The organism is Actinoplanes sp. NPDC051388, assembly GCF_055586225.1.
In genome coordinates this window covers 664,523-689,825 of the sequence record NZ_JBVJIP010000001.1, presented here as the reverse complement: position 1 = coordinate 689,825, position 25,303 = coordinate 664,523, and the positions used below count along the sequence as shown (strand labels likewise).

Here is a 25,303-nt window from a genome sequence, read left to right as displayed (position 1 = left end):
AACAACTTGCCTGCGGTGTAGGCGGCTCGTATAGTCGGTGCGGCCGGGGTTGCGAAACTCGTCGTATTTCGGACACCAGAGAGCAGAGTCCTTGCCCAAGTCAGCGAGAAAGCCCGACGACCCGGAGGCCGGCGACGGCCGCTCCGGGGTCGACGAGGTCTTCCGGAAGATGCAGAAGTGGCAGACCGACAACGGCTACACCGCCGGGCGGGCGGCGGCCGAGTTCGGCATTCCGCGCGGCACCTTCGGCAGCTACCAGACCCATTTCAAGGACGTCGAGGCCGGCCGGGAGCCGTCGAAGTCCGCCCGGGCGTTCCGCTTCACCAAGCAGGACCCCGAGACCCAGGCCCGGATCGCCGAGAAGCTCGGCGAGCCGCTGGACCAGCTGCGCAGTCTGTCCGCCGGGGTGCGGCCCGAGGAGGCGCTGGTCCCGGAGACGGCCGCCGCGGTGAATCGGATCGGCGGCGCCGCCGCGCTCCCCGAGTTCACCGACCCCCGCCTGCTGCGTTATGTCATCGCGGGCACCATCGAGGAGCTGCCCGGAGTCGGCGCGGTGGGCGTGGTCAAGGAGTTCCGCGGCTCCACCTACCGGTTCCTGGACCAATATCAGATCCCGGTCTTCGCCGAGCCGGACGCCGACCTCGAGCACCTGCGATCCCAGATCAACGACGAGCTCGACCGGCTGAGCCTCCCCGGCTCCTGGGAGCACGGCGCCAAGCAGCCCACCGTCGCCATGGAGGCCGGGCGCACCCTGCGGCCGCTCGGCTCGATCGTGTGCCCCTGGGTGGCGGCGCCGCGCCCGTCCCGGTCCGGCCTGCTGCTGCGGGTGCGCCGGGAGCTGATCGCCACGCACCGCGTCGGCGTGGTGATCAGCGGCCCCTACGCGGGCAGCGTCCCGGTCGGCAGCTACCTCGCGGGCTCGCTCTCGGCCGGCTATGCCCGGTTCGAGGATCTGGTCCGGCTCGCCAACGCCGAGCTGGAGCGCACGTCCGGCAACCCCGCCGACCCGATCGACGACCCGGCGGACGACGAGCGCCCGGCCACCCGGGCCGCTCGGACCGCCCTGGCCGAGCGGGAGCACGACATCAACGCCGGCTTCCTCGGGCACCGGGCGCTGACCGCGATGAAGAGCGGCGACGTGGCCGGCGCGTGGGTGACGGCGATGGAGGTCAGCCCGGTCGACGCGTACGAACCGATCGGCGATGCCCTGGTCAAGCTGCCCGATCTGGTGGTCGTGGTGCACTACGGCCCGGAGTGGCAGCGCATGGCGGCCTGGCGGATGTCCGCCACCGATCTCGACATCCAGGGGCGGCAGGACTCCTTCGACCCCGACCCGGGCCCGGACGTGCTGGCCGCCGCCCACCGCGACCGTCCGATCTGGTCGTCGGACCGGCTGACCGGGGTGGCCGACGGCAACCCGCTGGCCGAGACCCCTGACGAGGAGAAGGCGGTCTGGGCGGTGCTCAACCACCAGACCGTGGTGGCCGCCCGGTGGTTCGACCGGATCCGCGACTGGGAGGAGAGGCTCGTCGAGCTCGAGCGGGAGCGGCGCCGAGCGGGCCGGCTCACCATCTCGATCACGCTGGGCCAGTTGCCCGCCGACTCCCGCGGATTCCGCTTCGACAACGGCCGGTTCGAGCTGCAGGACGGCGACGCCGGTGGCGCGGCCGGGCGGGTGCTCTATCAGGACCAGCTCGAGCAGATGGTGGACGCCTGGGTGATCGCCGCGGCCAAGGTGCTGCACACCTTCGCGCATCTCGCCGGGAATCCGCCGGAGCGATACGTGCGGACCATCGCGGACGGCCCGGCCCGGCTGGCCTTCGAGGACCTCCGCGCGGCGGGCTACCGGCCGGACGAGGACCCCGATGTGGACTTCGGCGACTACCTGCGCAAGGGCGCCTTCGCTCGGGCCCGAGATGAGTGACGCGTTGGCCGAGGCGGTGCATGAGCAGTTGGCCGGTGTGTCCCGGCGGGTCGGCGCGGACGCGTACAGCCACGAGGTGGCCGAGGTGCGGGCGGCGCAGAAGGCCCTGGAGACACTGCGCGAGCCGCTCGGGCTGAGCACCTTCGTGCGGTCGCTGAACGTGCATCGGGGCAAGCCGCAGCTGCTGCTGGTCTTCGACCGGGCCGGCGGCGAGCGGGTGGTGCTCAAGATGTACGGCCGGCAGCGCCCCAACGAGAGCGTCGTGCAGGGCGCCTGGGCCGAGCACGGGGTCGCGACCGTGCCGGTGCTGGCGCGCGGCGACGATCCGGTGAGCTGGCTGCTGATGCCCTTTGTGGACGGGGACGCGGTGGACGTACCGCCGCCCGGGTCCGTCGCGGCCCGCGACCTGACCGCCCGGATGGCGGCCGAGCTGGGCCGGGGTCATGCGGTCGACGTGCCGGTCGCGGATCGGTCGGCGCTGAGCGAGCGGCTGCGGCTGCATTACGGCGCGACCCAGGGCTCGTTGATCCGGCACGGCTACCAGCCACCGGACGACTGGTGGAATCTGGTCGCGGCGCAGTTCGACGCGACACCCACCGCGTTGCTGCACGGCGACCCGGCCCCGGCGAACATGCTGTGGAACTCCGGCGGCCCGCACATCTTCGACACCTGCGGTTACCTCGGCCCGGCCGAGTTCGACGCCGCCCGGTGGTGCGCCCGGGTGGGCGGCTGGTCGCACGCCGAGGAGCTGATGGAGGTCTGGCTCGGCGTCGAGACGGCCGCCGACCCGGCCCGCGCCCACCGCCTGCTCGGCTGCGAGCTGCTGATGGAGGCCGGCGTCCGGGAGATCCGCAAGGACGAGGCCGGCGAGCCGTGGGCCGAGCGCGATCCGTGGACCGAGGCGGCGCTCGACCTGGGCGTCGCGCTGCTCGGGTCGGGACGGGTCAGTCGGAGCTGAGGTCGCGGGCCAGCATCGGCACCGCGACCGCCAGCGCGGCCACCGCCCAGACGATGAAGACCTCCACGCCGAAGGCGTCACCCTTTGCCGCATAGAGATAGGCGGAGATCGGCAGTTGCCATTTCAGCTGGCCGATCAGGCCCTCGACCAGTACGAACCAGACCGCGAAGCCGTAGAGCAGCCAGCTCGACCGGCGCACGATCGCGGCCATCGCGGCGCCGAACACGGCCATGATCGGGACCACCGCCAGCGTGCGGCGGTAGGCGAGTCCGCCGTAGTCCTGGAACAGCAGCACCGGGATGCCGCTCAGCGCGGCGATCCCCCAGGAGACCGTCACCGTGGTGATGACCTGCGCGAGCAGCACCTGGATCCGCTTCGGGCGGACCAGATAGATCAGCGCGGCCGTGCGGTGCTGGTAGTGCTGGGCGACGGTGAGCACCGAGATGCCGAACGCGCCCAGCCCGGAGAACAACTGCCACCAGTACGCGTTCTGCACACCGAACGCGGTGGCCGAGACCCCGAACACCACGATGGTCAGCCAGCTCGACCGGATCGTCGCCATCCGGTGCAGTTCGGCGCGGATCAGATTGATCATCAGGAGGCCGCCAGGTTCAGGAAGATCTGCTCGAGGTTGGGGGTCTCGGCGGTCAACTCGTAGAGCGGAACACCCGCGGCGAAGGCGACCTCCCCCGCCTCCTCGGCCGAGAGTCCGACCACCTCCTCGCCGTCGACCTGCGCGCCGGCGCTCTCGAAGGCGGCCGCCAGCAGTTGCGGGTCGCGGCCGCGGACGCGCAACCGTTGCTCGACGGTGCCGTAGAGGTCGGCCAGCGGCGTCGCGTGCCGCATCCGGCCGCCGGCGATGATCACCACGTCGTCGATCAGCTGCGCCAGTTCGGCCAGCAGGTGACTGGAGATGAGCACCGTGCCGCCGGCGTCCGCGTGGTCGCGCAGCAGCCGGCGCAGCCAGGCGATGCCCTCCGGGTCGAGACCGTTGGCCGGCTCGTCGAGGATCAGCACCGGCGGCTCGGTCAGCAGCGCGGTCGCCACCGCGAGGCGCTGCCGCATGCCCAGCGAGTAGTCGCCGGTGCGATGCTGCGCGGCGTCGGTCAGCCCGACCCGGTCGAGCAGCGGGCCGACCCGGGTGCGGCTCGCGCCGGCCAGGATCGCGTGCGAGGTGAGGTGCGCGTGGCCGCTCTGCCCGGGATGGCTGATGCCCTGCTCGAGCACCGCGCCGACCTGTCGCACCGGGTCCTTCAGCTCACCGAACGGCACGCCGTTGATCAGCGCCACGCCGGACGTCGGCCGGGTCAGCCCGAGCAGCATGCGCAGCGTGGTGGTCTTGCCGGAGCCGTTCAGCCCGAGAAACCCGGTCACCCGGCCGGGCCGCGCGCTGAAGGACAGGTCGTCCACCGCGCGCACCTTGCGATATGCCTTGCTCAGCTCGATGGTCTCGATCATCGCGGGCCACTATCCCACAGCGGTCAACCTTTCAGGCCGGTGTGTGCGAGGCCCTCGATGAACTGGCGCTGGGCCAGCACGAACACGATCAGCACCGGGATCGCGGTCATCGACGCGGCGGACAGCTGCACGTTCCACAGGGGACCCTGGTAGGCGTCGGTGAACTGGGTCAGCGCCTGCGGCAGCGTGTAGAGGTTCTTGGAGCTGATGAAGACGATCGGTTCCAGATAGAGGTTCCAGCTGTGCAGGAAGGTGAAGATGGCCACCGCGCCCAGTGCCGGGCGGGCCAGCGGCAGCGCGATCCGGCGGAAGATGGCCGGGCGGCCGAGCCCGTCGATCCGGGCCGCCTCCTCCAGCTCGCCGGGCAGGGTGATGAAGAACTGCCGCATGATGAAGGTGGCCAGCACGCACGGCGCCCCGAAGATCGGCACCAGGATCAGCGGCCAGTGGGTGTCGACCAGGCCGGCCGCGTTGAACATGCGGAAGAGCGGGACGATCGTCACCTCGCTGGGGATGAGCAGGCCGGTCAGCACGATCAGGAAGAGCGCGTTCTGCCCGGGGAAACGGATCCGGGCGAACGCGTAGCCGGCCATCGAAGCGACCGCCAGGGTGCCGGCGGTGACCAGCAACGCGATGTAGGCGCTGTTGAAATACTGCTCGGCGAAGGGCTGCATGGTGAACAAGTCGCGCCACGCCCGCAGCGACGCGTCCCGGGGCCACAGCGCCGGCGGGAAGGCGAAGATCTCCGCGTTGGGCTTCAGCGAGGACGTGACCATCCACCAGGTCGGGAACACGAACGGGATGCACAGCACGCTGAGCAGCCCGTACCCGATGATTTTAGTTCTCATGGAAGACCCACCTCTTGCGCATCTGCCACTGCACCATGGTGAGCGCCAGCACGATCAGGAACAGCAGGACGGAGAGCGTGGCGCCGTAACCGAAGGCGTGGAACTGGAACGCCTGCTGGTAGAGGTAGTAGACGAGGACCGTGGTGGAGGTGCCCGGCCCGCCCTGGGTGAGCACCGCGATCTGCGCGAAGACCTGCAGCGACCCGACCACCGTGATGATCGAGGTGAGCAGGACGGTCGGGCTGATCATCGGCAGCGTGATGCGGCGGAACGTCGTCCAGGACGACGCGCCGTCGATCCGGGCCGCTTCCAGCAACGACACCGGCACGCCCTGCAACGCGGCCAGGAACAGCACCATGTTGAGGCCGACGTTCTTGAAGACCTGCACCACGATCACCGACGCCATCGCGGTGCCGCCGGTGCGCAGCCAGTTGGGCCCCTCGATGCCGACCGCGTCCAGCAGCCCGTTGACGCCGCCGTTGCGCTGCAACATGAAGCCCCAGACGATGGTCCAGGCCACCAGCGACACCACCACCGGCGAGAAGAACGCCACCCGGAAGAACGTGGTGCCGCGCAGTTTCTGGTTGAGCAGCACCGCCAGAAGTAAAGCCAACGCGAGGTTGAAGACCACCAGGCCGGCCGAGAAGAACAGTGTGGCCCGCAGCACGCCGGGAAGGTTCGGGTCGTCCATCAGCCGCCGGTAGTTCTCCGTGCCGACGAAGTCGAAGGTGTCCGCCAGCACGTTCCACTCGTGCAGGCTGTACCAGACCACCAGCGCGAGCGGGATCAGCACGAACAGCACCGTGCCGGCGAGCTGCGGCGCGATGAACAGATAACCCGTCAGGTGGTCGCGCCGCCGCGTCGTCCAGAAACTCACTTCGCCAGCAGCGGCTGGATCGCCGTGCAGACACCGTTCAGCACGGCGGGCACGTCGGCGTCCGGCTTCCACAGCGGATCCAGCGCGGAGCGTACGGCCTGGGAGATCTCCGCGTTCCCGGCGTGGCTGGGCTTGACCACCCCGGACTCGATGCCGTCGATCACCACGTCCTGCAGCTGTTCCGGCTTCAGCAGCGGGTTGGTCTTGGCCAGCGTCTCGGCGGTCAGTTGCGACTTTCGCGGTGGCGGGAAGAACTGCGCGAGCTTGGCCGAGTTCGCGGCGTTGGTGAAGAAGCCGAGGAAGTCCTTGGCCGCGTCTGCGTTCTTGCCCTTCTTCAGCACGCCCAGCGCACCCTGGCCGATCACCGAATACTCGCCCTTGGGCCCGGCCGGCAGCGGCACCAGCGTCCACTTGAACTTCGCGTCCTTGAGCAGGGACGCCCGGGAGATCTGGGTGACCGTCATGGCCGCCTCACCGGCGAAGAAGTCGGCCGCCACGCCCGGCGGCGGCATCGCCTTGTCGGTGAAGATCGACTTGTGGATGAAGGTCATCGCGTCGATCATCGGCTGCTGGTTGAAGCCGCACGTCTTGCCGTCCGCGCTCCACGCCTCGGCGCCCCAGCCCTGGAAGATGGTGGCCAGGTTGTCCCACGACTTGTAGTCGAAGTCGCGCACCACCAGGCCCTTGGACCCGGCCGCGGCAGCCATGGCGTTCTCCCAGTTCCACGGCTCCGGCAGGGAAGCGACGAGATCGGTGTTCACGAAGACGCCGAACGGCGAGGTGGAGAACGGGTACGCGATCAGCTTGCCGTCCTGCCGCCACAGCGCGGTGGCCGCCTCGGACAGCTCGGCCTCGTTCTCGACCGCACCGTCCAGCGGCACCAGCGCGCCGGAGGAGACGAAGTCCGGCGCCGAGTTCTCCAGGATCCAGGCCAGATCCGGCGGATTGCCGCCGGCGATCTGCGTGGTGACCGTGGTGGTGTAGCTCTCGAACGGCAGCGCGTCGAAGGTGACGGTGACATCCGGGTGGGTCTGCTTGTAGTCGGCCGCGATCTGGTTGAACAACGCCACGTGCGCCTCGTTGTTCGACCAGGTGGTCATCCGCAGGGCGACCGGCCCGCCCGCCTCGCCGTCGTCGCCGCCGCACGCGGTGAGACCGGCCAGCAGCGCCAGCACCATAAAGCTCGCTCTAAGTTTCACGGGAGGGGTCCTTCCTCAATAACCGCTGACGTCGGGCCAGCGCAGCTCGACGCCGTCGGCGGTCAGGTGTTGCTGAAAGTCGGCCAGCAGGGCCGGGGTGTTGCGCACCGCGCGCGGGGTGACCGCTCGCGTGAGGCAGAAGGCGGCGAGCGCGCCCGCCACCTCTCCGGCGTTCCACTCGGTGGGGTGGAGCCGGTGCGATCCGTTGGTGATGTGGGTGGTGCCGATGTTCTTGCTCGCCGGCAGCAGGTTCTCCATCCGCTGCGGGATCAGCGCCCCGAGCGGGATCTCGAACGGGCAGGACGCCACGTCGATGTAGTTGTCGCCGCCGGTCGACGGGTGCAGGTCGATGCGGTACATGCCCACGCCGATCGCGTCGGCGTGCGAGACCGCGCCCTTGTCGCCGCGCACGGCCAGCGACAGGTCCTGCTCCACAATGGTGTATTCGGCCCGGATCCGCCGCGACTCCCTGATGTAGGGCGCCATCGCGAGCCCGTCCGCGCCGCCGGTGACGTCGCCGCGCAGCCGCAGACCTCTCCAGCCGGTGCCGCCGTCCGGCCGCGGCGCCTCGGTCTGCAGCCAGTAGAGCGCCGAGAAGGAGAGCTCTTTTGCCTTGGAAATGACGGCGTCGGGATCCGCCGCACCGATCAGCGGCTCCTCGAAATAGTCGATCATCGGCCAGTTCACCAGGCAGATGTCGCTCGGATAGAAGCCCTCGGCGAAGTTCCGCCGCGCCGCGATCCGCCGGAACGTCCACAGGTTCCCGTCCCCCGGATTCACCCGCTGGTCGGCGCTCACCAGCCAGGGGTCGTCGTCCGGGTTCGGCGTGAACGAGCGCGTCGAGATCTCCAGCGTCCGCGGGTTCGGTGTCTGCCAGGAGAGCATCGGCGCGCCCCAGAACTCCGGCTGATAGGCGCGCCACTTGGCATAGCTCGCCGGCCGGTCGACGGTGTGGTCACCGTCCACATGGTCCACCGCGAAGCACACCGAGAACGCCTGCATGTTGCTCTCGTCGCCACGCGCGGGCGCGCTCGGCTCGCCGGTCTCGTCCTGCGACTCGAAGCCGGTCACGAACTCGGCGCCGGTCAGCGGCAGCAGCTCGCCGGTCTCGGTCGCGTCCAGCACATAGGGCCCGGTCAACACCACTTCAGCGCAGTTGTGGGTCACCGTCACCGAGGTCACCCGGTCGCCGTCGACGGTCGCGCGCACCGGCTTCGCCGGCTGCAGGACCGTCAACAACCCCGATCCGCGGTACGGGGACAGCATCGCCTCGATGACCGACACGGCGACCCGCGGCTCGTGACACAGCCGGCTCACGTGGCCCGCGCCCGGGTTCAGGTCCGGCATGGCACGGGCGCGGCCGGTCAGCGGGTAGTGCCGCCGGTAGTAGTCCCGGATTCCGTTGCGCAGCTCGCGATAGCTTCGCGTCACCCCGAACTGCTCGACCCAGCTGTGCTCGTCGGGCGGCACGGCCTGGCTGGTGAGCTGGCCGCCGAGCCATGCGTACTCCTCGGTCAGCAGCACCGAACGCCCGGCGCGCAACGCGCCCAGCGCCGCCGCCACTCCGCCCAGGCCGCCGCCGATCACGACGACATCGGCCCGCATCTCACGCACGGGCCACCGCCAGCGTCGCGCCGGCCACCGGTTCACAGGGCAGCAGGCGTTGCCGCTCCTCGCCGGGTCCCTCCAAAATGGAGTTCAGGATCTCCACCGCCTGCCAGCCCATCTCCCGCCGCGGGATGCGGAACCCGGTGAAGTCGCGATCCGTCACCGCCGGCCGGGTCGGGTCGCCAAGGACCACAAAGGACAGATCTTCGGGTACGCGCAACCCGCGCGCTTCCGCCTCGCCGGCCAGTGCCACGCCGTCCGCGAACTCCTCGACGAAGACGCAGGTCGGTCGCTCGCGCATGACCAGATCGAAGTCGGCGGCCGGCACGTGCGTACCCATCTCTTTTGCCTCTGTCTGGAAGCCGCGCATCCGGTCGGCGTGTGATTCGGGACCGCTGCCCTCACCCACATAGACCAGCCGCCGGTGGCCGAGCTCGATGGCCTGCCGCACCTGAGCGGCGGTCGCATTCGGATAATCGGCGCCCACATAGGGCACCGGACCGCCGGCGTCGTCGCGGCGGCCCACACTGACGAACGGCAGGCCCTCGGCGAGCAGGCGGGCGAGCTCGGCCGGATCGAGCGAACGACCGAGCAGCACGCAGCCGTCCGCGAGGCGCAACCGGTTGTCCTGATGGAAGATGCGCCGCCGGCCGTCGATCACCGGCGCGCTGGTCAGCAGCAACAGGTCGCAGCCGATCCGCTCGGCGCACTCCTCGATGCCGACCAGGAACGGGTGGTAGAAGTCGCCGAGCCCGGCCGGGAACACCGACTCGTAGGTGAAGACGCCGAGGATCCGGTTGTGCCGGGCGGCGAGGCGCCGGGCGATCGGATCGGCCACATAGCCGGTCGTGCGGATCGCCTTGAGCACCCGCTCCCGGGTCTCCGGCGCGATCCGCACGTCGGCGTCGTCGCGCCCGTTCAGCACCAGTGACACGGTGGCCTGACTGACCCCGGTCATCCGAGCGATGTCCTGCTGCGTCACACGCCGCCCCGCGGTCACCGATCCCCCTGACTAATACGCATTAGTTACGCCGAGATGACAGCATGACCAGCGCGATAATCGCGCGTCAAGAGAAAAGCGTTTACTAATAGGTATTAGCAGCGATGCGTCAGCGAAGAAGGGCCTTCATGCCGTTGCGGTAGGCCATCGACTGGGCGCCGGATTCCCTCCGCAGGTCCTGCACCTCGGCCGAGGCCAGCACCGCGCCGGAGCCCGCGGTGAAGTCGAAGAGGTCGGCCTGGGCACGCGACTCGAAGGCGGCCCAGGAGAGGCTGCCGGGCGGCGGAACGGCGGCCGCCCGGTCCATCTCGAGGGCGACGGCCAGGGCCAGGCCGGCCATCCGCGGCAGGCTCTCCGGCGCGATGGCCGCGACCACGTCGATCGCCGCGACGGCCGCGCCCGCGCCGCGCAGCCCGGAGAGGCGGGCGCGCTCGCGATCCCTTTCCAGCGCGGCGCTCGGGTGCCAGGCGAGATCATGACCGGCGAGCCGGATCCAGCTCGCCTCGACGCCCTGCCGCACCTCGGGGAGATCGGTGCCGAAGGGCGCGTCGAGGCGTCCGAAGAAGATCGTCAGAAGCGAGCTGACCCGGTCGGCGAAGGCCACCGAGAGGCAGAGCTCCCTGCTGGGTTCGGTCACGACTCCCCTTCCCTGGGCCGGTTGATCCGGCCCGAGCGAAGGTACTCAATCGGGCTGCTTCGCGCTCGCCCGGCGGCGGTTCACGGCCAGCAGGAACAGCCAGAGCCAGCCGACCGAGACGCACAGGCGCTGCCACAGGCCGGCGGTGGCGGCCAAGGGATCGGTGCCGGTGAAGCCGATCGTCGCGAGGACGAACAGGGTGGCGAAAGCCAATCCGCTCAGCGCTGAATAGACCGCGAATCCGATGGATCGGGTTCTCCGGCGGGTTCCGTGACCGGCGAACACGACGGACGCGATCGGCATGACGAGCGCAAGGGCGAGAAAGCCGGGAAGTCCGAACGCGAAGTCGTGCAACCGGCCGTGCCAGGTGACCGGGCCGGTCAGCGGGTCGGTCACGAACACGCCGGCGCCGATCAGCGTCACGCCCCAGACGGCCACCAGGGTCGGCAGCACGCCCGGGCCGAGGCTTCGCCGGAGCCCGATCGCGAAGAGCAGCATGAGCGATCCACAAACCAGGAAGTTCGCGATCTGCGCCCAGCCGTGCGGGCCGAGGGCGAGCGCGCTGACCGGCTGTCGGAGCACGTCCGTGCTGAAGACGCCCTCGATCAGGTAGGCGGTCGTGAAGAGCGGGCCGGCGACGAGACCGGCGACGAGCAACCGGTTCGGCCGGGAGGGTGGTCGCTGAGGTGCCGCAGCGGCAACGGCCGTCAACACGGTCATGCCGTCAACCGTAGTTGACAACCTCCGAGGCGTCAACCTTGGTTGACAGATCCGGCGACCTCGGCGGGTCAGATCGAGAGCAGCAGGTCGACCACGCGGTCGGGGCCGTCTCGCAGGAAGTTGTGGCTGGTGTGCCACTCCTCGTAGCGCCAGGCCGGATCGTCGCGGACCTTGGCCATCGAGCCCGGCGCCTGCAGACCGCCCGGCGTGCCCAGAGCGGCACGTAGACCTTGCCGGGCACCCGCTTCCAGGCGCCGGTCAGCCGGACCCGCTGGATCAGGGTCGCGAGCGGATGCGGCCGCGCCCGGTCGTCGAAGAAAGGCAGCGGCGCGATGGTGCGGCCGTCCTCGCCGGCGCCCTCCTCGGTGATCTGCGGCGAGCCGTCCGGCATCAGCGTCGTGGTGAGGCACAGACTCGGCCGTTGCAGCAGGTCAACGAGACTTTCCGGAAGATCCGTACATCGACGGTACGTCGCCCGCGGCTAAGCGACGCGGGTGCGCGGGCGGGCCGGCTCCTCGGCCAGCACCCGGCCGACGCGGATCAGAACGCCTCCGATGCGGTGCCGCCAGAAGTGGGGTTCGCGCGACAAGGCAACCCGGCGGGCCTGCTCGGCCTCACGCAACAGCTCCTCGCGGCGCAGATCGGCGGCGGTGGTGATCAGGTATGGGTACATGATGGTCGCCCTCCCGACACTAGCAAAACGTCTTTGTTGGTGTTGTTGCCAACCGTAGTACCCTTGGCGGCACCGGTCAAACCGCTTTGCTGGTGTTGGGAGGGCTGATGTTGGGAGGGACAGTGCCCGCGAGTCGAGTCCCGGAGCAGTTGCACCTGGTGGAGTCGTTCGGCAACTCCGTCGACCTCAGCAGCGAGCAGGACGACCTGGAGTCGCCCGAGCGGTTCGCGCGCTGGCTGGCCGACCACGGCTTCCCCGGGATAAAGCCGTCCGCCGCGGATCTCGAGCTGGCCACGGATCTGCGCGCCGCCCTGCGCGACGAGATGGCCGCGCATCACGACGGCCTGGCCGACGCCGGAGCCCGCGCCCGGCTGGACGGCTACGCGTCCCGGATCCCGCTGCGAGCGGCCTTCGGCGAGGGCCGGGCGACTTTCGTCCCGACCGGCAAGGGCGTGCCGGCAATGCTGGGCAAGGTGCTGGCCGAGATGGTGATCGCCGAGCGCGAGGGCACCTGGCACCGCCTCAAGCTCTGCCACGAGGACACCTGCGCCGTCGTCTTCTACGACCACAGCAAGAACCAGTCCAAGACCTGGTGCTCGATGGCAGTCTGCGGAAACCGCAACAAGACCCGCTCCTACCGAGGCCGCCAGCGAGACACCACTCCCTGACGGCCGCCGCCCGCAGAGCGGGCAGAGCCGCTCGGCTCCCGGAAGGCCGGCGGAGTGGGGGTCGGGCGAGCGGTCGGCGATCAGAGCGGGCGCTTCATCCCCACGTGCGAAGCCGCGAAGCCCAGCGACTCATAGAAGCGATGCGCCTCGGGACGGCTCTTGTCGCTGGTCAGCTGGGCCAGCGCGCACCCCCGCGCACGCCCTCGTTCCAGTGCCCACTCCATCATCTCCCGGCCGACCCCGCGCCCCCGAAGGTCGGAGCGCACCCGGACCGCTTCGATCGTCATCCGGGAAGCGCCGCCCCGGCTCAGCGACGGCGTGAAGGTGAGCTGGAAGGTGCCGACCACCTCGGAGGCGGCCGAGACGGCGACGATCAGCTCGTTCGACGGGTCGGCGTCGATGGCCTCGAAGGCCGCCCAATGCGCCGCGTCCGCGGTCTCCGAGACGACGCCGTCGCGGGCCCGGCTCACGCTGTCGTCGGCGAGCAGCGCGAGGATCGACGGGACATCGGCGCGGGTCGCATCGCGGAAGGTCAACACGCGGCCCATCCTGACACGCCCGACCGGCTGACCCGGGTCGTGGCGCTGACCGGGCACGATGTCGCCATGCGAACCGTGCTGGTGCCTTTCCACAAGGCGTACCGGGGGCTGGTCTGGATGGCCAACTCACCCCGGACGCTGATCCTTTCCTACGCGCTGCTGATCGTCGTCTGCGGCCTGCTCTATCGCGTCTTCGAGGCCGACGTGTCGATCGGCGACGCGCTGTGGTGGGCCGTGGTGACCGCGTCCACGGTGGGCTACGGCGACATCTCGCCGTCGTCGTGGCAGGCCCGGGTGATGGCCGGCATCCTCATCTCGATCATGGTGCTGGTCGTGGTGCCGCTGATCACGGCGCACTTCGCCAGCAAGCTGATCGTGGACCAGGACGCCTTCGGTCACGAGGAGCAGGAGGAGCTCAAGAGCAACCTGCGCCGGGTGCGCACGCTGCTCGAGGAGCTCGCCGAGCGGGAGGGCGTCAACGTGCCGGACACCGAAGTCCCTCCTTCGGCACCTCCAGGTCGATGAGGTAGTCGTCCACCGCGTCCACGATGCACGGAGTGCTCGGATAGGCGGTGTGGCCCTCGCCCTCCCAGGTGAGCACCTGCCCGGTGCCGAGCATGTCGGCCAGCTCGGCGGTGTTCTCATAGGGCGTCGCCGGGTCGCCGGTGGTGCCGACCACCACGATCGGGGGCGCGCCGACGGCCGGGCCGGCCGGATAGGGATCACGCTTGCCGGGCCAGAAGGTGCAGGTCATCATGCCCATCGCCAGCGATGCCCCGAACAGCGGGTATTTCGTGCGCCACTCGCTCTGCAATTGCCGGATGCGCTCGATCGACGGTGTGTCGTCGGCGTCCGCGCAGTTCACCGCCAGGTTGGCGTCGAAGAGGTTGGAGTATTGCCCGTTCGGCTTGCGGTCCGCGTATTGATCAGCGAGGTCGAAGACGCCCTTCGCGTTGCCGCCGCGCAGGTCGTTGATCGCCTTGGCCAGTGACACCCAGCCGGTCTCCGTGTAGAGCGACGAGATCACCGCCAGGAAGATCCAGCCGGCGGTCGCGTCCCGGCCGTCGGCGCCGGGCACCGGGTTGGCCCGTGCCTTCTCCAGCGCGTCGGTGACCGCGCCGCGGGCGTCCGGCGCGATCGGACACTGCCCGGTCGTCCGGGCGCACCAGCCGGTGAAGTTGGTGAACGCCCGCTCGAAGCCCTTGGCCTGCGCCTCCGACCCGGCGACGTAGTCCTGCTCGGGGTCGACCGCGCCGTCGAGCACCAGCGCCCGGATGTTCTTGGGGAACAGCTGCGCATAGGTCGCGCCGAGCAGCGTGCCGTAGGAGAAGCCCAGGTAGGTCAGCTTGGTGTCGCCGACCGCGGAGCGGATCGCGTCCATGTCGCGGGCCGCCTGCTCGGTGGAGAAGAGCGGGAGCTGGTCGCCGTATTTCTGCCCGCAGCCCTGGGCGACCTTCTTGTTGATCGCCACCACCGCGTCGAAGTCGGCCTGGCTCACCGGGTCGGGCTCGGCCGCGAAGGACGCGTCCTGGTCCTTGTTGGTGATGCACTTGACCGGGTTGGACCGGCCGACGCCGCGCGGGTCGAAGCCGACGATGTCGAACTTGTCGGTCACCTCGGTGGGCAGGCCGCCGAGCTGCGGGCCGAAGGACAGGTAGACCGCCAGGTCGATGCCGGACGCGCCGGGCCCGCCGGGATTGAGCACCAGCGAGCCGACGCGGTCCTGCTGGGTGCGCGACCGGATGCGCAGCATCTGGATGTCATAGGTCGAACCGCCCGTGGGCGCCGCCCAGTCGCGCGGCACCGCGACCGAGGCGCACTCATAGGTCATGCCGGACGCGCCGCGCCCCACCAGCTGCTGCGGCACCTCGGGGCAGGCCACCCACGACGCCTGGGTGCCGGGCACGGCGGGGGGCTGCGCCGGGCCGGGTGCGGCGGTGCCGGACTCGTCTGGTGCGATCACCGGCAACGTGCAGCCCGCGGTCACGACGACGGCGGCGGCGAGCAGGGCGACGACCGGGCGGGGGCGAAGCGGCACGAGGCTGACCCTTCGTGGAGCGAATCTGTTCCGAGGAAGGCTAGCTTGCCACCCTGACAACATTCCTGAGCGTCACCGCCAGCAGAGCGGCGGCGGCCAGCTGGCAGGCGCCGACCAGGATCAGCAGGCCGAGCCGGGAATGTTCGTAGAGCAGGCCCGCGGCGGCGCCACCGGCCAGCGCGGCGACACCCTGCACGGCCGCGAAGACGCCGTAGGCGGTGGCCCGGCGGTGCGCCGCCACCAGGTCCGCGACCAGCGCCTTCACGGTCGAGTCCTGCACGCCGACCGCGGCGCCCCAGAGCAGCGCGCCGGCCACCACGGCGCCGGTCGAGCCGCCGAACGCGAGCACCGGCGCGGCCGCGCCGAGCACCGGCAGCCCGAACAGCACCCGTCCCCGCCACCGGTCGAACAACCATCCGCTGACCAGCGCCGCGACCGCTTCGGCGGCCATCGCGGCGGCGTAGAGCACCGGCACCCAGGCCAGCGAGATCAGCCCGTCGCGGCCGGCGTGGAAGGAGATCAGTCCAAAGGTGACCAGCCCGGCGGTGGCCAACCCGGCCGACGCCGCGAAAAGGTAGAAATGCCGCGAAAGGCGGCCGGTCACCACCCCGGGCGCGCGAGAGACCACAGGCGATGCCCGACGCAGGCGAAGGAGCAGCGCCAACGCGACCGCGCCCGGCACGAAGAGCAGCGCCAGCGCCGGGGAAAGCGTGCCGGTAAGAGCCAGGATCCCGGCCACCAGCAGCGGCCCGGCGAAGGCGCCGATCTGGTCGAGCGCCTTGTGCACGGCGAAGCCACGGCCCATGCCGACCTGCGCGGCCGCCGCGGCCAGCAACGCGGACTTGGCCGGCGAGCGCACCGCCTTGCCGGCCCGCTCGGCCAGGATCAGCACCACCGCGAGCACGAGCCCGGCCGACCCGGCGTACGGCGCGATCGCCAGCAGTGGCACACAGACCGCCGTCAACGCGTACCCGGCGAAGGTGAGTGACCAATAACGGCCGGAACGATCCGCCAGTGAGCCGGCGCCGAGCCGCAGGAGCAGGGCCATCGCCTCGCCGGCGCCGGTGATCAGGCCGACCGCGGCGGCGGAGGCGCCGAGGGCGGCGAGCAACGGGCCGTGCACCGAGCGGGCGCCCTCATAGACCATGTCCGCGGCCAGACTCACCAGCCCGAAGCCGGCGACCACCCGCCACGCCGTCTTCACCGGCTGGTCAGGACCTCGGCGAGGTTGAACTGGACCGGGCGTTCGAGCTGCTCGTAGGTGCAGCTGCGGGGGTCGCGGTCGGGACGCCAGCGCTCGAACTGGGCGGTGTGCCGGAAGCGGATGCCTTCCATGTAGTCGTAACGGACCTCGACCACGCGCTCGGGGCGCAGCGGGACGAAGGAGAGGTCCTTGCCGGCGTTCCAGCGGCTGGTCTCGTTCTTGCGCGGGGTGCGCTCGCCGGACTCGTGGGCGGCCCAGTTCCACGGGTGGCCCTCGAAGGACGTGACCAGCGGCTGCATCTGCTCGAAGAGTTCCTCGCGGACGGCCATCGAGAACGAGCCGATCACGCCGACCGAGGCCAGCACGTCGCGGTCGTCGTACAGGCCGAGCAGCAGTGAGCCGATCCGGTTGTCGGCGCTCTTGTGCACCCGGTAGCCCGCGACCACACAGTCGGCGGTGCGCTTGTGCTTCACCTTGAACATCACGCGCTTGTCCGGCTCGTACCCGATGTCCTTGGGTTTGGTGATGAGGCCGTCGAGGCCGGCGCCCTCGAACTCGGCGAACCACCGCCGGGCCGTCTCGAGATCTTCCGTCGCCGGCGTCGTGTAGATCGGCGGCTTGGCCCCGGCGAGACAGTCGACCAACATCGCCCGCCGCTCTTCGAACGGCTTGTCCGTCAGATCGAGGTCGCCGAGCGCGAGCAGGTCGAAGGCCACGAACCCGGCCGGCGTCTGCTCGCTGAGCAGCTTGACCCGGCTGGCGGCGGGGTGGATGCGCTGCTGCAGCGCCTCGAAGTCGAGCGTGTTGCGGGCGGTGTCCGCCACGATCACCTCGCCGTCGATCACCGCCCGGTCCGGGAAGTTGGCCAGCACCGCCTCGACCACCTCGGGGAAGTATCTGGTCATCGGCTTCTCGTTGCGGCTGCCGATCTCGACCTCGGCGCCGTCCCGGAAGACGATCGAGCGGAAGCCGTCCCACTTCGGCTCGTAGATCTGCCCGGGCGGGATGTCCGCGACGGGCTTGGCCAGCATCGGCTTCACGGGCGGGTTGATCGGCAGGTCCATCGGCCCAGTCTGCACAATGTCGCGGCCGAGGGAAGTCCGGATCGCACGTCGGATTGTCGAGATCTGCGGGTAGTCCCTGGTCATGAGCTCACGGGTAGTGGTGTTGACGGGTGCGTCCAGCGGCATCGGGAGGGCGGCGGCGGTGGCCTTCGCGGCGCGCGGGGACCGGGTGGTGCTGGCCGCACGCGGTCTCGACGACCTGCACGCCGTGGCCGCCGAGTGCGGTGGCGATCCGCTCGTGGTGGCCACCGACGTGACCGACCGGGACGCGCTGGACCGGCTCGCGGCGAGCGCCGTCGAGCGGCACGGCCGGATCGACGTCTGGGTCGACACCGCGGCGGTGATGGCGTACGGCCGGTTCGAGGACGTGCCGGCCGAGGCGTTCGACCGGGTGGTGACCACCGACCTGCTCGGCTCCGCGAACGTCGCCCGCACCGCGTTGCGGCAGTTCCGGGCGCAGGGCCGGGGCACCCTGATCCTCTGCGGCTCGCTGCTCGGGCACGTCACGGTGCCGTACATGTCGGCCTACGTGACGTCCAAGTGGGGACAGCGCGGGCTGATCCGGACGCTGCGCCAGGAGACCCGGGACGCGAAGGACATCCACGTGTGCTCGCTGGCGCCGGGCAGCGTGGACACCCCGATCTACACCAGCGCCGCGAACTTTGCCGGGTTCGTCGGCCGGCCGCCGCCGCCGGTGGACAAGGCCGATCGGATGGCCGGCGCGATCCTGAAGATCGCCGATCGCCCGGGCGGGGAACGCTCGGTCGGCGCGGCCAACCGGTTCATCGAGCTCGGCTTCACCGCGTTGCCGCCGGTCTACGACGCGCTGGTCGGCAGGCTGGCGCGAGGCTTCGCGTTGTCCCGGCAGACCACCGAGCCCGGTCCCGGCAACATCTTCACCGCCCGGTCCCGGGTCGAGGGCGGCCCGGGGCGGTGGGGACGGCTGCGGGTCGGCGCGCTGGCCGGCGTCTCCGCCCTGGCCGTGGTGGCGGTCACCCGCCGGCTCAGAGGACCAGGAGGCTGACCAGCCGGTCGAGCTCGGCGGCCGGGTCGGCGGCCAGGCCCATGTGCACCGGCCCGGCCCGCAGGATCGTGCTGCGCGGCGCCACCAGCCAGCGGAACCGCTCCCCCAGCGACAGGCCCTGGGCGGCGCCGTTGCCGAGGCAGGTGGTCTGCCAGCCGTCCAGCGCGGTGCGGATCGCCTCGACGTCGGCCTGCGGGTCGAGCGCGCGCAGCTTGCCGATGTCGAGCCGGGTGCGCGCCGCCAGGAAGTCGCGGCGCTGGCAATAGAGCAGCACGCCGACGTTGATCACCTCGCCCCGCTCGATCCGGGGAACGGCCTGGATGATCGCGTATTCGTAGGGGATCCTCACGGCAGCCACGCCTCCGGCCGGGCGGCCCGCGCGCTCAGATGCGCCACGTAGTCGCCCGGATCCACGTCGAGCCACTCGGCCGGCACCAGAGCGACCACCTCGGCCAGCAGTTCCGTGGTCAGCTCGCCCGCCAGAGCGGGCCCTTCCAGAGCCAGATCTTTCGCGTACGCCCGCAGCACGTGATCGTCCCACCGATACGGCCGGTGCACCTTGCCCGCGGCCCCCGGCCAATCGTGATGGAAGTACAGCGTCGCGCCGTGATCGATCATCCACAGGTCGCGGTGCCAGATCAGCAGGTTCGGGTTGCGCCAGCTCCGGTCGACGTTCTCGGTGAACGCGTCGAACGCGACGATCCGGCTGGCCAGCCTGGCGTCGACCGGGTGCGCGTTCGGCTCGTAGCCCAGCGCGCCGGGCAGGAAGTCCATCCCGAGGTTCGCGCCGGCGCTCGCCTTGATCAGCTCCTGGACCTCCTGGTCCGGCTCGGCGCGCGCCACCACGGGATCGATGTGCGCCACCACCAGCTCGGGCACCGGCAGCCCGAGGCGCCGGCCCAGCTCACCGGAGATGACCTCGGCGACCAGGGCTTTCGGTCCCTGCCCGGCGCCGCGGAACTTCACCACGTAGGTGCCCTCGTCGTCGGCCTCGACCACGCCGGGCAGCGACCCGCCCTCGCGCAAGGGCGTGACATAACGGGTGGCAGTGACCTCGCGCAGCACGGAGATCACCCTAGCGTTCGGAGCGTGCGCGCCATCCAGTCGCGGTACCAACCGGCCGGGCGACCGCGGTCGCGGACGATGAGGCTGAACTGCAGCGGCGACATCAGCACCCAGAGCGTGTCGCGTACGTCCGCCACCTCGCCGTGGCCGGCCCGGGCGACCACCGTCTCGGCCAGCAGCCCGGCGCCGACCAGCCGTTGCCGGTCGAGTTCGGCGAGCAGCGCGGCGATCTGCGGGTCGGCGTCGGCCGCGCCGAACACCACCGCATAGAGCGCCGACGACCGCTCGGCCACCTCGGCGAACGAGTCGGCCATCCGCTCCACCATCTCGTCGAACGTGGCGGCCTCGTGGATGCGCCGCAGGACCGGGCGATCGCGCAGCGGCCGGTCGTCGGTGTCGCCGGCGATCGCGGTGTCCACCGCCTCCTTGAGCAGGTTGACTTTGGAGCGGAAGCCGGCGAAGACGGTCGGCGCGGAGACCCCGGCCTCGCGAGCGACCAGGGCGATCGAGGTGGCCGCGTAGCCGTGCTCGGCGAACAGGCGGCGGGCCACCGCGAGGATGCGGTCGCGGTTCTCCCGGGCCTGGTTCTGTCGGCTACTGGCGTCGTACCGCCTTTTCGCTTGCTTCATTGGCTTAGCTTAAGGCATATTCGATATAACTTCAGTCAAGCGAAAAGAGGGAAGCGATGTTCGAGGTGCGTGAGGCCGGTTCCGGCCCGGCGGTGCTGCTGGTGCACGGCGCCGCGGAGGACGCCGGGATGCTCGACGGCTTGGGGCACGCGCTGGCCGCGCGCGGGTTCCGGGCGCTCTGGTACGACCGGCGCGGCACCGGCGGCAGCACCCGGCTGGAGTGGCCGGGCAGCGGCGCCGACCAGCATGCGTCGGACGCCGCCGCCCTGCTGCGCGAGCGTGGCGCGGTCGGCGCGACGGTGCTGGGCTTCAGCTCGGGCGGCGTGATCGCGCTGGCCCTGGCGGCCCGGAATCCGGAGGTCGTGTCCCGGGTGATCGCCTGGGAGCCGGCCGCGCTCGGCGTGCTGGACGGCGGCGCCGAGATGCACGCGGCGATCATGGCGCCGATCGAGGAGTTCATGGCAGCCCACCCGGGCGACTGGACGGGCGCCTTCCACGTGATGATGACCGTGATCTCCGGCGGGCGGGCAGACCTGGCCGGGCCGGAGGTCAAGGCGATGTCGGCGAACGCCGAGGCGGCCCTGCGCGACGACGGCCCGCTGATCACACTGCGCTCTTTCGGGCCCGATGAGCTGCGGTTCCCCGGCCTGACGCTGGCGCTGGGCGAGACTCCCGACCCGCTGCACGCGCAGATCGCCGAGCGGCTGGCCGAGCTGGCCGGCCGGCCCGTGGTGGTGGTGCCCGGCGCCGACGACCACGAGATCTACATCAGCCGCCCGGAGGTGCTGGCCGACTGGCTGGCCGGGCAAGCGAACGGCAACTGACCGGCAAGCCCTCTCCGGCATGCTGATTTCATGATCACTTCCCTCGGCACTCTGCTCGGCATCTGGGCGCACCCGGACGACGAGGTCTATCTGTCCGGCGGGCTGATGGCCGCCGCCCGCGACCACGGAAACCGGGTGGTGTGCGTGACCGCCACGCTCGGCGAGCACGGCACCCCCGACCCGGCGCGGTGGCCGCCGGCCCGGCTCGCCCGCACCCGGGCGCACGAGCTGCGCGCCTCCCTGGCCGTGCTCGGCGTGACCGAGCACCACCAGCTCGGACTGCCGGACGGCGGCTGCGCCGGCCAGCCGTTCGACGCCACGGTGGACCGGATCGCGGCCATCGTGGACGAGGTCCGGCCGGACACCATCCTGACCTTCGGCCCGGACGGCATGACCGGCCACGAGGACCACCGGACCGTTGGCGCCTGGGCGCTCGCGGCCCGCGACCGGGCGGGCTCCGGCGCGCGGCTGCTGCAGGCCACCTTCACCGACGAGTTCCTGGACGCCTGGCAGCACGTCTACGACCAGCTGCAGGTGTTCATGGACGACGCCAAGCCAGTGTCCACACCGGAGCGAGACCTCGCCGTCCACCTGCGTCTCGACCCGGAGACCGCAGACCGCAAGCTGGTCGCGCTACGCGCCCAGGCCACCCAGACCGCAGCCGTGGTCACCCTGCTAGGCGAGGACACCATGCGCGACTGGCTCTCCACCGAGACCTTCGTAGCCGCACCCCGTGTTGTCGCCGCACCCCGTGTCGTCGCCGCACCCCGTGTCGTCGCCGCACCCCGTGTCGTCGCCGCACCCCGTGTGGTGTAACCGCAACCAAGGTCGCATTTCGCCGCCGGTGACTTGCGGCCGAAAAAGTGCAAGGCGTAGCCGAGGGACTTTTTCGGTCGCAAGTCACCGGGTAAAAGGCGAAATGCCGGAGGAGCGAAGCGACGACCATTCAGGAGGGCCGGAGGAGCGAAGCGACGACCAATCAGCTCGGCCCCTGCTTACGCAGCTCGTCCACCTTGGTCATCGCGTCGCGGAGGTCGGTCAGCCACTCGTCGGTGTGCTGGCCGACCAGCTTGACGCACCAGGCCAGCGCGTCCGAACGGGAACGCGCGACGCCGGCGTCGACCAGCGTGTCGAGGATCTGCCGCTCGGGCTGGCGCAGCCGGGTCATCACCGGCGCGGCCAGGTGTGTGAACAGCTCGTTGGCGTCGCCGCAGCGCAGTCCCCAGGCGACCTTGCGCTGGTAGCGGTGCTCGACCTGGCGGGCGACCCGGATCCGGTCGTCGCGGGTGTTCTCCCGGAACTGGTTGATCCGGCCGGACTGGGCGGCGGCCCGGTCCGCGTCGGTGGCGTCGGCGGCCAGCTCGGGTGGGGCGAGGCGGCCCCAGATGATGATCTCGTCGCGGTCGATGACGACCTCGGGCGGCTCGGTGAACCAGCCGTCCGGCGTCGCGCCGGTGATCCAGGCGGCGGCGTCGTCGGCGGGTGGCGGCTCGTTGCGGGCCCCGGCGGGGGCGGAGTGTCGGAAGCGCATGATTACATGATTACACCGTTACAGGCGCGGTCATGTTCGCTCTGAGCGAACACGATCGCGCCAAACCCGACAGGACGGGACCGTGCCGTTGCCGCTCTGCACACCTCATAGGCAACACCCGTCACAGGACGAAGGAGTCCGTCCACAGCTGACGGCTGCGCCCCGCCAGCGCCTCCATCAAGCCCACCGCCTGGTTGTCGGTGAGCGCCGCCACGAAGTCCACGACGGCTCGTCCGCGGGCGCGTCCGACCCGGTCCGGCGTACCCTCCGGCAGCTCCGCCTCGGCGAGCTCGACCAGATCGCGGAGCCGGCTCGGCAGGCGCTCGGTCTCGTCCGGATCGGTGAGCCAGGACAGCAGCGCCTCCACCAGCGAGGCCAGCAGCCGGCCCTGCCCGCGCTGGTGCAGGGCCAGGTCGGGCCGGGTGAGGACGAACTCGTTCTGGACGAACTTGAGGACCTGCACCTCGTGCCACTGCTCGGCGGCGAGCAGCACGTGCCCGGAACGCACGGCCGGTTGCCCGGTCACCTCGATCGAGTCGACCAGCCGCTTGGTCCAAGTCGCCGAGAAACTCGCGACCTGCGCCTCCGCCGCCAGCGAGCCGTCGAAGGGCGCCGCCAGCAGGCCGTCCACCAGTTCGGCGCGGACCCGTTCGACCGCGGCCGCGAACGCGTCGTCGTCAGCCATCCACGAGTCCTTGCGATGCAGCTGCCGGCGCAACGACTCGATCGCGCTGCCCGGGCCCACGTCCGCCGACGCATGCCGCTGCCAGGCGATCAGCTCGGCGGCCACCGCACCGGGCTGGAGCACGCCGACCCGGTGCACGTCTTCCAGATCGTGGATCGCGTACGCGATGTCGTCCGCCGTGTCCATCACCGAGGCCTCGACGGTCTGCTGCCACTCGGCGACCCGCCCGGCGAACGGCGCCCGCGCCCGGATCATGTCGTCGACCTCGGTGGAATAGGCCCCGAACTTGAGCGACCCGCCGTCCGGGTCGTCCGGTGGCGCCGCGGCCCCGCGGGGCGGCGGATCCATGAACCTCGGATGTGGTTCGGGATGCGTGCGGCGGGTCCACGGATATTTCAGGATCGCCGCCCGGGTCGCCGCCGTCAGGTTGAGCCCGATGGTCGCCTCGCCGCGGATCTCGGTGCTGGTCACGATCCGATAGGACTGGGCGTTCCCCTCGAAGCCGTCGCGCAGCCGCAGCCGCCCGCGGGCCAGGTTGTCGAGCACCCGCTCGCCCAGGTGCCCGAACGGCGGGTGTCCCAGGTCGTGCGCCAGCGCCGCGGCCTCCACCACGTCCGGGTCGCAGCCGCCCAGCTTGTCCAGCAGGTCCGCGTGCACGCCGGCCGCCAGCCGCTCGGCGATCGCCCGGCCGACCTGCGCCACCTTGAGGCTGTGCGTGAGGCGGTTGTGCACCAGCAGACCGGTGCCGCCCGGGCTGATGACCTGGGTCACACCGCCCAGGCGGGCGAAGAACGGACTTCCGACGATCCGGTCGCGGTCCACCCGGTACGGGCTGAGCGCCAGATCGCCCGGCGCGACCAGGCTGTCCCCGAAAACCCTTGCCGCGCGCGGATCATCCATGACTTGACGTTACCGAAGGCCCTGCCTGAGGGGACGCTGAGAGGGGCGGTGGCGAAGAACCGTCCCGGCCGGTCAGACTTGGGGCCGGGATCACGTACTGGGAGGGCTTGGCGGATGGCGAAAAAGGGACGTACCGGTGCTTTGATGGCTTTGGGGCTCGGGGCCGCGCTGGCCTGGGCGGCCAAGGACATCCCGAAGCAGATGGGTGCGCGCGCCAAGGGTGCCCGGCTGGCCCGGATGGAGCGGTCTCCGCAGTTCCGGGACGGCAAGTTCCAGAACTCGGTGCCCGCGGTGATGGTGACGGCCGCTTCGATGCCGCGCCTGCTGGCCGCGTCGCTCACCGGCCGCGAGATGCGGCACCCGCACGCGCCGATCCCGGTGGTCACCCCGGCGCCGGCCGATGACTCGGCCGGCCTCTCGGTCATCTGGTACGGGCACTCCTCCGCGATGATCGAGATCGAGGGCCGCCGGGTGCTCGTGGACCCGGTGTGGAGCGACCGCTGCTCCCCGTCCCGCCTGGCCGGCCCGCGCCGCCTGCACCAGCCCCCGGTGGCGTTGCGCGAGCTGCCGCCGCTCGACGCCGTGCTGATCTCCCACGACCACTACGACCACCTCGACATGGAGTCGATCCAAAATCTGGTGGATTTGCAGGCGGCGCCGTTCCTGGTGCCGATCGGCGTGGGCGCCCACCTGGAGCGCTGGGGCGTGCCGCCGACCCGCATCGTCGAGCTCGACTGGAACGAGCGGGTCAGCATCGCCGGCGTCGAGTTCGTGGCCACGCCGGCCCGGCACTTCTCCGGTCGCGGCACCACCCGGGACACCACGCTCTGGTCGTCCTGGGTGATCGCCGGGCCGAACCGCAAGGCCTTCTACTCCGGCGACACGGGTTACTTCCCCGGCTTCGCCGACATCGGCGCCGAGTTCGGCCCGTTCGACGTGACCCTGGTGCAGATCGGGGCGTACGGCGACGCCTGGCCGGACATCCACATGTTCCCGGAGGACGGCGTGGCCGTGCACGTGGACGTGCAGGGCGGCCTGATGATCCCGGTGCACTGGGCCACGTTCAACCTGGCCATGCACGACTGGGCGGAGCCCGCCGACCGGGTCTGGGCCGAGGCCAAGGCCCGCGACATCCGGCTGGCGATCCCGCGGCCGGGCGAGCGGGTCGACGTGGACAACCCGCCGCCGGTCGACGGTTGGTGGCAGCAGATCGCCTGACGCCGCGGGGCG

Annotated in this window: 27 protein-coding genes; 8 read left to right on the top strand and 19 right to left on the bottom strand. The window is 70.9% G+C overall.

Annotated features, from left to right (window positions below; genetic code table 11):
• The first annotated feature begins 91 nt into the window (after positions 1-91).
• A complete protein-coding gene (locus ACZ6TI_RS03295; RefSeq protein ID WP_465343342.1) occupies positions 92-1,924 on the top strand; it encodes a hypothetical protein in 1,833 nt (610 codons plus the stop codon).
• Positions 1,917-2,882, top strand: coding sequence for a phosphotransferase (locus ACZ6TI_RS03290; RefSeq protein WP_465343341.1), 966 nt, complete (start codon positions 1,917-1,919; stop codon positions 2,880-2,882). The genes ACZ6TI_RS03295 and ACZ6TI_RS03290 overlap by 8 nt, the downstream gene beginning before the upstream one ends.
• On the opposite strand, the gene ACZ6TI_RS03285 is transcribed toward ACZ6TI_RS03290, so the two are convergent.
• The 10 genes from ACZ6TI_RS03285 to ACZ6TI_RS03240 form a co-directional block, all read right to left on the bottom strand.
• Positions 2,869-3,477 carry a hypothetical protein gene (locus ACZ6TI_RS03285; RefSeq protein ID WP_465343340.1) on the bottom strand — a complete coding sequence of 203 codons (609 nt, stop codon included), beginning with the start codon at positions 3,475-3,477 and terminating at the stop codon, positions 2,869-2,871. The genes ACZ6TI_RS03290 and ACZ6TI_RS03285 overlap by 14 nt on opposite strands.
• A complete protein-coding gene (locus ACZ6TI_RS03280) occupies positions 3,477-4,340 on the bottom strand; it encodes an ATP-binding cassette domain-containing protein (RefSeq protein ID WP_465343339.1) in 864 nt (287 codons plus the stop codon). The genes ACZ6TI_RS03285 and ACZ6TI_RS03280 overlap by 1 nt, the downstream gene beginning before the upstream one ends.
• 23 nt (positions 4,341-4,363) lie before the next feature.
• On the bottom strand, positions 4,364-5,188 hold the full coding sequence (locus ACZ6TI_RS03275; protein WP_465343338.1) for a carbohydrate ABC transporter permease: 825 nt from the start codon (positions 5,186-5,188) through the stop codon (positions 4,364-4,366).
• Positions 5,178-6,065 carry a carbohydrate ABC transporter permease gene (locus ACZ6TI_RS03270; protein WP_465343337.1) on the bottom strand — a complete coding sequence of 296 codons (888 nt, stop codon included), beginning with the start codon at positions 6,063-6,065 and terminating at the stop codon, positions 5,178-5,180. The genes ACZ6TI_RS03275 and ACZ6TI_RS03270 overlap by 11 nt, the downstream gene beginning before the upstream one ends.
• Positions 6,062-7,264 (bottom strand): ABC transporter substrate-binding protein, encoded by a 1,203-nt coding sequence (locus tag ACZ6TI_RS03265; protein WP_465343336.1) that lies wholly within the window; start codon positions 7,262-7,264, stop codon positions 6,062-6,064. Before ACZ6TI_RS03265 ends, ACZ6TI_RS03270 begins: the two co-directional genes overlap by 4 nt.
• A 15-nt stretch (positions 7,265-7,279) precedes the next feature.
• On the bottom strand, positions 7,280-8,869 hold the full coding sequence (locus ACZ6TI_RS03260; protein ID WP_465343535.1) for an FAD-dependent oxidoreductase: 1,590 nt from the start codon (positions 8,867-8,869) through the stop codon (positions 7,280-7,282).
• 1 nt (position 8,870) lies between these two features.
• Positions 8,871-9,830 carry a LacI family DNA-binding transcriptional regulator gene (locus ACZ6TI_RS03255; protein ID WP_465343335.1) on the bottom strand — a complete coding sequence of 320 codons (960 nt, stop codon included), beginning with the start codon at positions 9,828-9,830 and terminating at the stop codon, positions 8,871-8,873.
• 151 nt (positions 9,831-9,981) lie between these two features.
• Positions 9,982-10,509: a hypothetical protein gene (locus tag ACZ6TI_RS03250; protein WP_465343334.1), complete on the bottom strand. Its 528-nt coding sequence runs from the start codon at positions 10,507-10,509 to the stop codon at positions 9,982-9,984.
• A gap of 45 nt (positions 10,510-10,554) precedes the next feature.
• Positions 10,555-11,229 (bottom strand): DUF998 domain-containing protein, encoded by a 675-nt coding sequence (locus ACZ6TI_RS03245; RefSeq protein ID WP_465343333.1) that lies wholly within the window; start codon positions 11,227-11,229, stop codon positions 10,555-10,557.
• Positions 11,230-11,710: 481 nt separating this feature from the next.
• Positions 11,711-11,902 (bottom strand): hypothetical protein, encoded by a 192-nt coding sequence (locus ACZ6TI_RS03240; RefSeq protein ID WP_465343332.1) that lies wholly within the window; start codon positions 11,900-11,902, stop codon positions 11,711-11,713.
• A gap of 122 nt (positions 11,903-12,024) precedes the next feature.
• Between ACZ6TI_RS03240 and ACZ6TI_RS03235 the strand changes: the two genes are divergently transcribed.
• Positions 12,025-12,570, top strand: a complete 546-nt coding sequence (locus ACZ6TI_RS03235; protein ID WP_465343331.1) for a CGNR zinc finger domain-containing protein — start codon at positions 12,025-12,027, stop codon at positions 12,568-12,570.
• A gap of 80 nt (positions 12,571-12,650) precedes the next feature.
• On the opposite strand, the gene ACZ6TI_RS03230 is transcribed toward ACZ6TI_RS03235, so the two are convergent.
• On the bottom strand, positions 12,651-13,106 hold the full coding sequence (locus tag ACZ6TI_RS03230) for a GNAT family N-acetyltransferase (protein WP_465343534.1): 456 nt from the start codon (positions 13,104-13,106) through the stop codon (positions 12,651-12,653).
• Positions 13,107-13,175: 69 nt separating this feature from the next.
• Between ACZ6TI_RS03230 and ACZ6TI_RS03225 the strand changes: the two genes are divergently transcribed.
• Positions 13,176-13,634: a potassium channel family protein gene (locus tag ACZ6TI_RS03225; RefSeq protein WP_465343330.1), complete on the top strand. Its 459-nt coding sequence runs from the start codon at positions 13,176-13,178 to the stop codon at positions 13,632-13,634.
• Here ACZ6TI_RS03225 and ACZ6TI_RS03220 read toward each other — a convergent pair.
• The 3 genes from ACZ6TI_RS03220 to ACZ6TI_RS03210 are packed head-to-tail and all read right to left on the bottom strand — an operon-like array spanning position 13,585 to position 17,415.
• Complete coding sequence (locus tag ACZ6TI_RS03220; protein ID WP_465343329.1) at positions 13,585-15,147, bottom strand: alpha/beta hydrolase; 1,563 nt, start codon at positions 15,145-15,147, stop codon at positions 13,585-13,587. The two genes, ACZ6TI_RS03225 and ACZ6TI_RS03220, sit on opposite strands and share 50 nt — an antisense overlap.
• Before the next feature lie 40 nt (positions 15,148-15,187).
• Complete coding sequence (locus tag ACZ6TI_RS03215; protein ID WP_465343533.1) at positions 15,188-16,294, bottom strand: MFS transporter; 1,107 nt, start codon at positions 16,292-16,294, stop codon at positions 15,188-15,190.
• Positions 16,295-16,347: 53 nt separating this feature from the next.
• A complete protein-coding gene (locus ACZ6TI_RS03210) occupies positions 16,348-17,415 on the bottom strand; it encodes an ATP-dependent DNA ligase (RefSeq protein WP_465343328.1) in 1,068 nt (355 codons plus the stop codon).
• 82 nt (positions 17,416-17,497) lie between these two features.
• On the opposite strand from ACZ6TI_RS03210, the gene ACZ6TI_RS03205 reads away from it, so the two are divergent.
• Positions 17,498-18,439, top strand: a complete 942-nt coding sequence (locus tag ACZ6TI_RS03205) for an SDR family NAD(P)-dependent oxidoreductase (RefSeq protein ID WP_465343327.1) — start codon at positions 17,498-17,500, stop codon at positions 18,437-18,439.
• Here ACZ6TI_RS03205 and ACZ6TI_RS03200 read toward each other — a convergent pair.
• The 3 genes from ACZ6TI_RS03200 to ACZ6TI_RS03190 are packed head-to-tail and all read right to left on the bottom strand — an operon-like array spanning position 18,420 to position 20,133.
• The gene (locus ACZ6TI_RS03200; RefSeq protein WP_465343326.1) at positions 18,420-18,788 is read right to left on the bottom strand and encodes a DUF3037 domain-containing protein; all 369 of its coding nucleotides are present in this window, start codon (positions 18,786-18,788) and stop codon (positions 18,420-18,422) included. The genes ACZ6TI_RS03205 and ACZ6TI_RS03200 overlap by 20 nt on opposite strands.
• Positions 18,785-19,504: a HipA family kinase gene (locus tag ACZ6TI_RS03195; RefSeq protein WP_465343325.1), complete on the bottom strand. Its 720-nt coding sequence runs from the start codon at positions 19,502-19,504 to the stop codon at positions 18,785-18,787. The genes ACZ6TI_RS03200 and ACZ6TI_RS03195 overlap by 4 nt, the downstream gene beginning before the upstream one ends.
• Positions 19,505-19,509: 5 nt before the next feature.
• The gene (locus ACZ6TI_RS03190) at positions 19,510-20,133 is read right to left on the bottom strand and encodes a TetR/AcrR family transcriptional regulator (protein WP_465343324.1); all 624 of its coding nucleotides are present in this window, start codon (positions 20,131-20,133) and stop codon (positions 19,510-19,512) included.
• A 56-nt stretch (positions 20,134-20,189) separates the two neighbouring features.
• Here ACZ6TI_RS03190 and ACZ6TI_RS03185 point away from each other — a divergent pair, with 56 nt between their 5' ends.
• A complete protein-coding gene (locus ACZ6TI_RS03185; RefSeq protein WP_465343323.1) occupies positions 20,190-20,957 on the top strand; it encodes an alpha/beta fold hydrolase in 768 nt (255 codons plus the stop codon).
• A gap of 30 nt (positions 20,958-20,987) precedes the next feature.
• Entirely contained in the window at positions 20,988-21,773 is a 786-nt protein-coding gene (locus tag ACZ6TI_RS03180) for a PIG-L deacetylase family protein (protein ID WP_465343322.1), read from the top strand.
• A 163-nt stretch (positions 21,774-21,936) separates the two neighbouring features.
• Here the strand turns inward: ACZ6TI_RS03180 and ACZ6TI_RS03175 are convergent, their stop codons facing one another.
• Both ACZ6TI_RS03175 and ACZ6TI_RS03170 read right to left on the bottom strand, forming a co-directional pair.
• On the bottom strand, positions 21,937-22,488 hold the full coding sequence (locus ACZ6TI_RS03175) for a hypothetical protein (RefSeq protein WP_465343321.1): 552 nt from the start codon (positions 22,486-22,488) through the stop codon (positions 21,937-21,939).
• 121 nt (positions 22,489-22,609) lie between these two features.
• Positions 22,610-24,073, bottom strand: coding sequence for a deoxyguanosinetriphosphate triphosphohydrolase family protein (locus ACZ6TI_RS03170; RefSeq protein WP_465343320.1), 1,464 nt, complete (start codon positions 24,071-24,073; stop codon positions 22,610-22,612).
• Between the two features lie 114 nt (positions 24,074-24,187).
• Between ACZ6TI_RS03170 and ACZ6TI_RS03165 the strand changes: the two genes are divergently transcribed.
• Positions 24,188-25,291: an MBL fold metallo-hydrolase gene (locus ACZ6TI_RS03165; RefSeq protein WP_465343319.1), complete on the top strand. Its 1,104-nt coding sequence runs from the start codon at positions 24,188-24,190 to the stop codon at positions 25,289-25,291.
• Positions 25,292-25,303: the final 12 nt, after the last annotated feature.

Bases quoted from the DNA above. Each gene is read 5' to 3' on its own strand.
- ACZ6TI_RS03290 (WP_465343341.1), top strand. From the start codon at position 1,917: ATGAGTGACGCGTTGGCCGAGGCGGTGCATGAGCAGTTGGCCGGTGTG.
- ACZ6TI_RS03285 (WP_465343340.1), bottom strand. From the start codon at position 3,477: ATGATCAATCTGATCCGCGCCGAACTGCACCGGATGGCGACGATCCGG.
- ACZ6TI_RS03280 (WP_465343339.1), bottom strand. From the start codon at position 4,340: ATGATCGAGACCATCGAGCTGAGCAAGGCATATCGCAAGGTGCGCGCG.
- ACZ6TI_RS03275 (WP_465343338.1), bottom strand. From the start codon at position 5,188: ATGAGAACTAAAATCATCGGGTACGGGCTGCTCAGCGTGCTGTGCATC.
- ACZ6TI_RS03260 (WP_465343535.1), bottom strand. From the start codon at position 8,869: ATGCGGGCCGATGTCGTCGTGATCGGCGGCGGCCTGGGCGGAGTGGCG.
- ACZ6TI_RS03255 (WP_465343335.1), bottom strand. From the start codon at position 9,830: ATGACCGGGGTCAGTCAGGCCACCGTGTCACTGGTGCTGAACGGGCGC.
- ACZ6TI_RS03245 (WP_465343333.1), bottom strand. From the start codon at position 11,229: ATGACCGTGTTGACGGCCGTTGCCGCTGCGGCACCTCAGCGACCACCC.
- ACZ6TI_RS03240 (WP_465343332.1), bottom strand. From the start codon at position 11,902: ATGTACCCATACCTGATCACCACCGCCGCCGATCTGCGCCGCGAGGAG.
- ACZ6TI_RS03225 (WP_465343330.1), top strand. From the start codon at position 13,176: ATGCGAACCGTGCTGGTGCCTTTCCACAAGGCGTACCGGGGGCTGGTC.
- ACZ6TI_RS03215 (WP_465343533.1), bottom strand. From the start codon at position 16,294: ATGGTCTATGAGGGCGCCCGCTCGGTGCACGGCCCGTTGCTCGCCGCC.
- ACZ6TI_RS03210 (WP_465343328.1), bottom strand. From the start codon at position 17,415: ATGGACCTGCCGATCAACCCGCCCGTGAAGCCGATGCTGGCCAAGCCC.
- ACZ6TI_RS03205 (WP_465343327.1), top strand. From the start codon at position 17,498: ATGAGCTCACGGGTAGTGGTGTTGACGGGTGCGTCCAGCGGCATCGGG.
- ACZ6TI_RS03190 (WP_465343324.1), bottom strand. From the start codon at position 20,133: ATGAAGCAAGCGAAAAGGCGGTACGACGCCAGTAGCCGACAGAACCAG.
- ACZ6TI_RS03185 (WP_465343323.1), top strand. From the start codon at position 20,190: ATGTTCGAGGTGCGTGAGGCCGGTTCCGGCCCGGCGGTGCTGCTGGTG.
- ACZ6TI_RS03180 (WP_465343322.1), top strand. From the start codon at position 20,988: ATGATCACTTCCCTCGGCACTCTGCTCGGCATCTGGGCGCACCCGGAC.
- ACZ6TI_RS03175 (WP_465343321.1), bottom strand. From the start codon at position 22,488: ATGCGCTTCCGACACTCCGCCCCCGCCGGGGCCCGCAACGAGCCGCCA.
- ACZ6TI_RS03170 (WP_465343320.1), bottom strand. From the start codon at position 24,073: ATGGATGATCCGCGCGCGGCAAGGGTTTTCGGGGACAGCCTGGTCGCG.
- ACZ6TI_RS03165 (WP_465343319.1), top strand. From the start codon at position 24,188: ATGGCGAAAAAGGGACGTACCGGTGCTTTGATGGCTTTGGGGCTCGGG.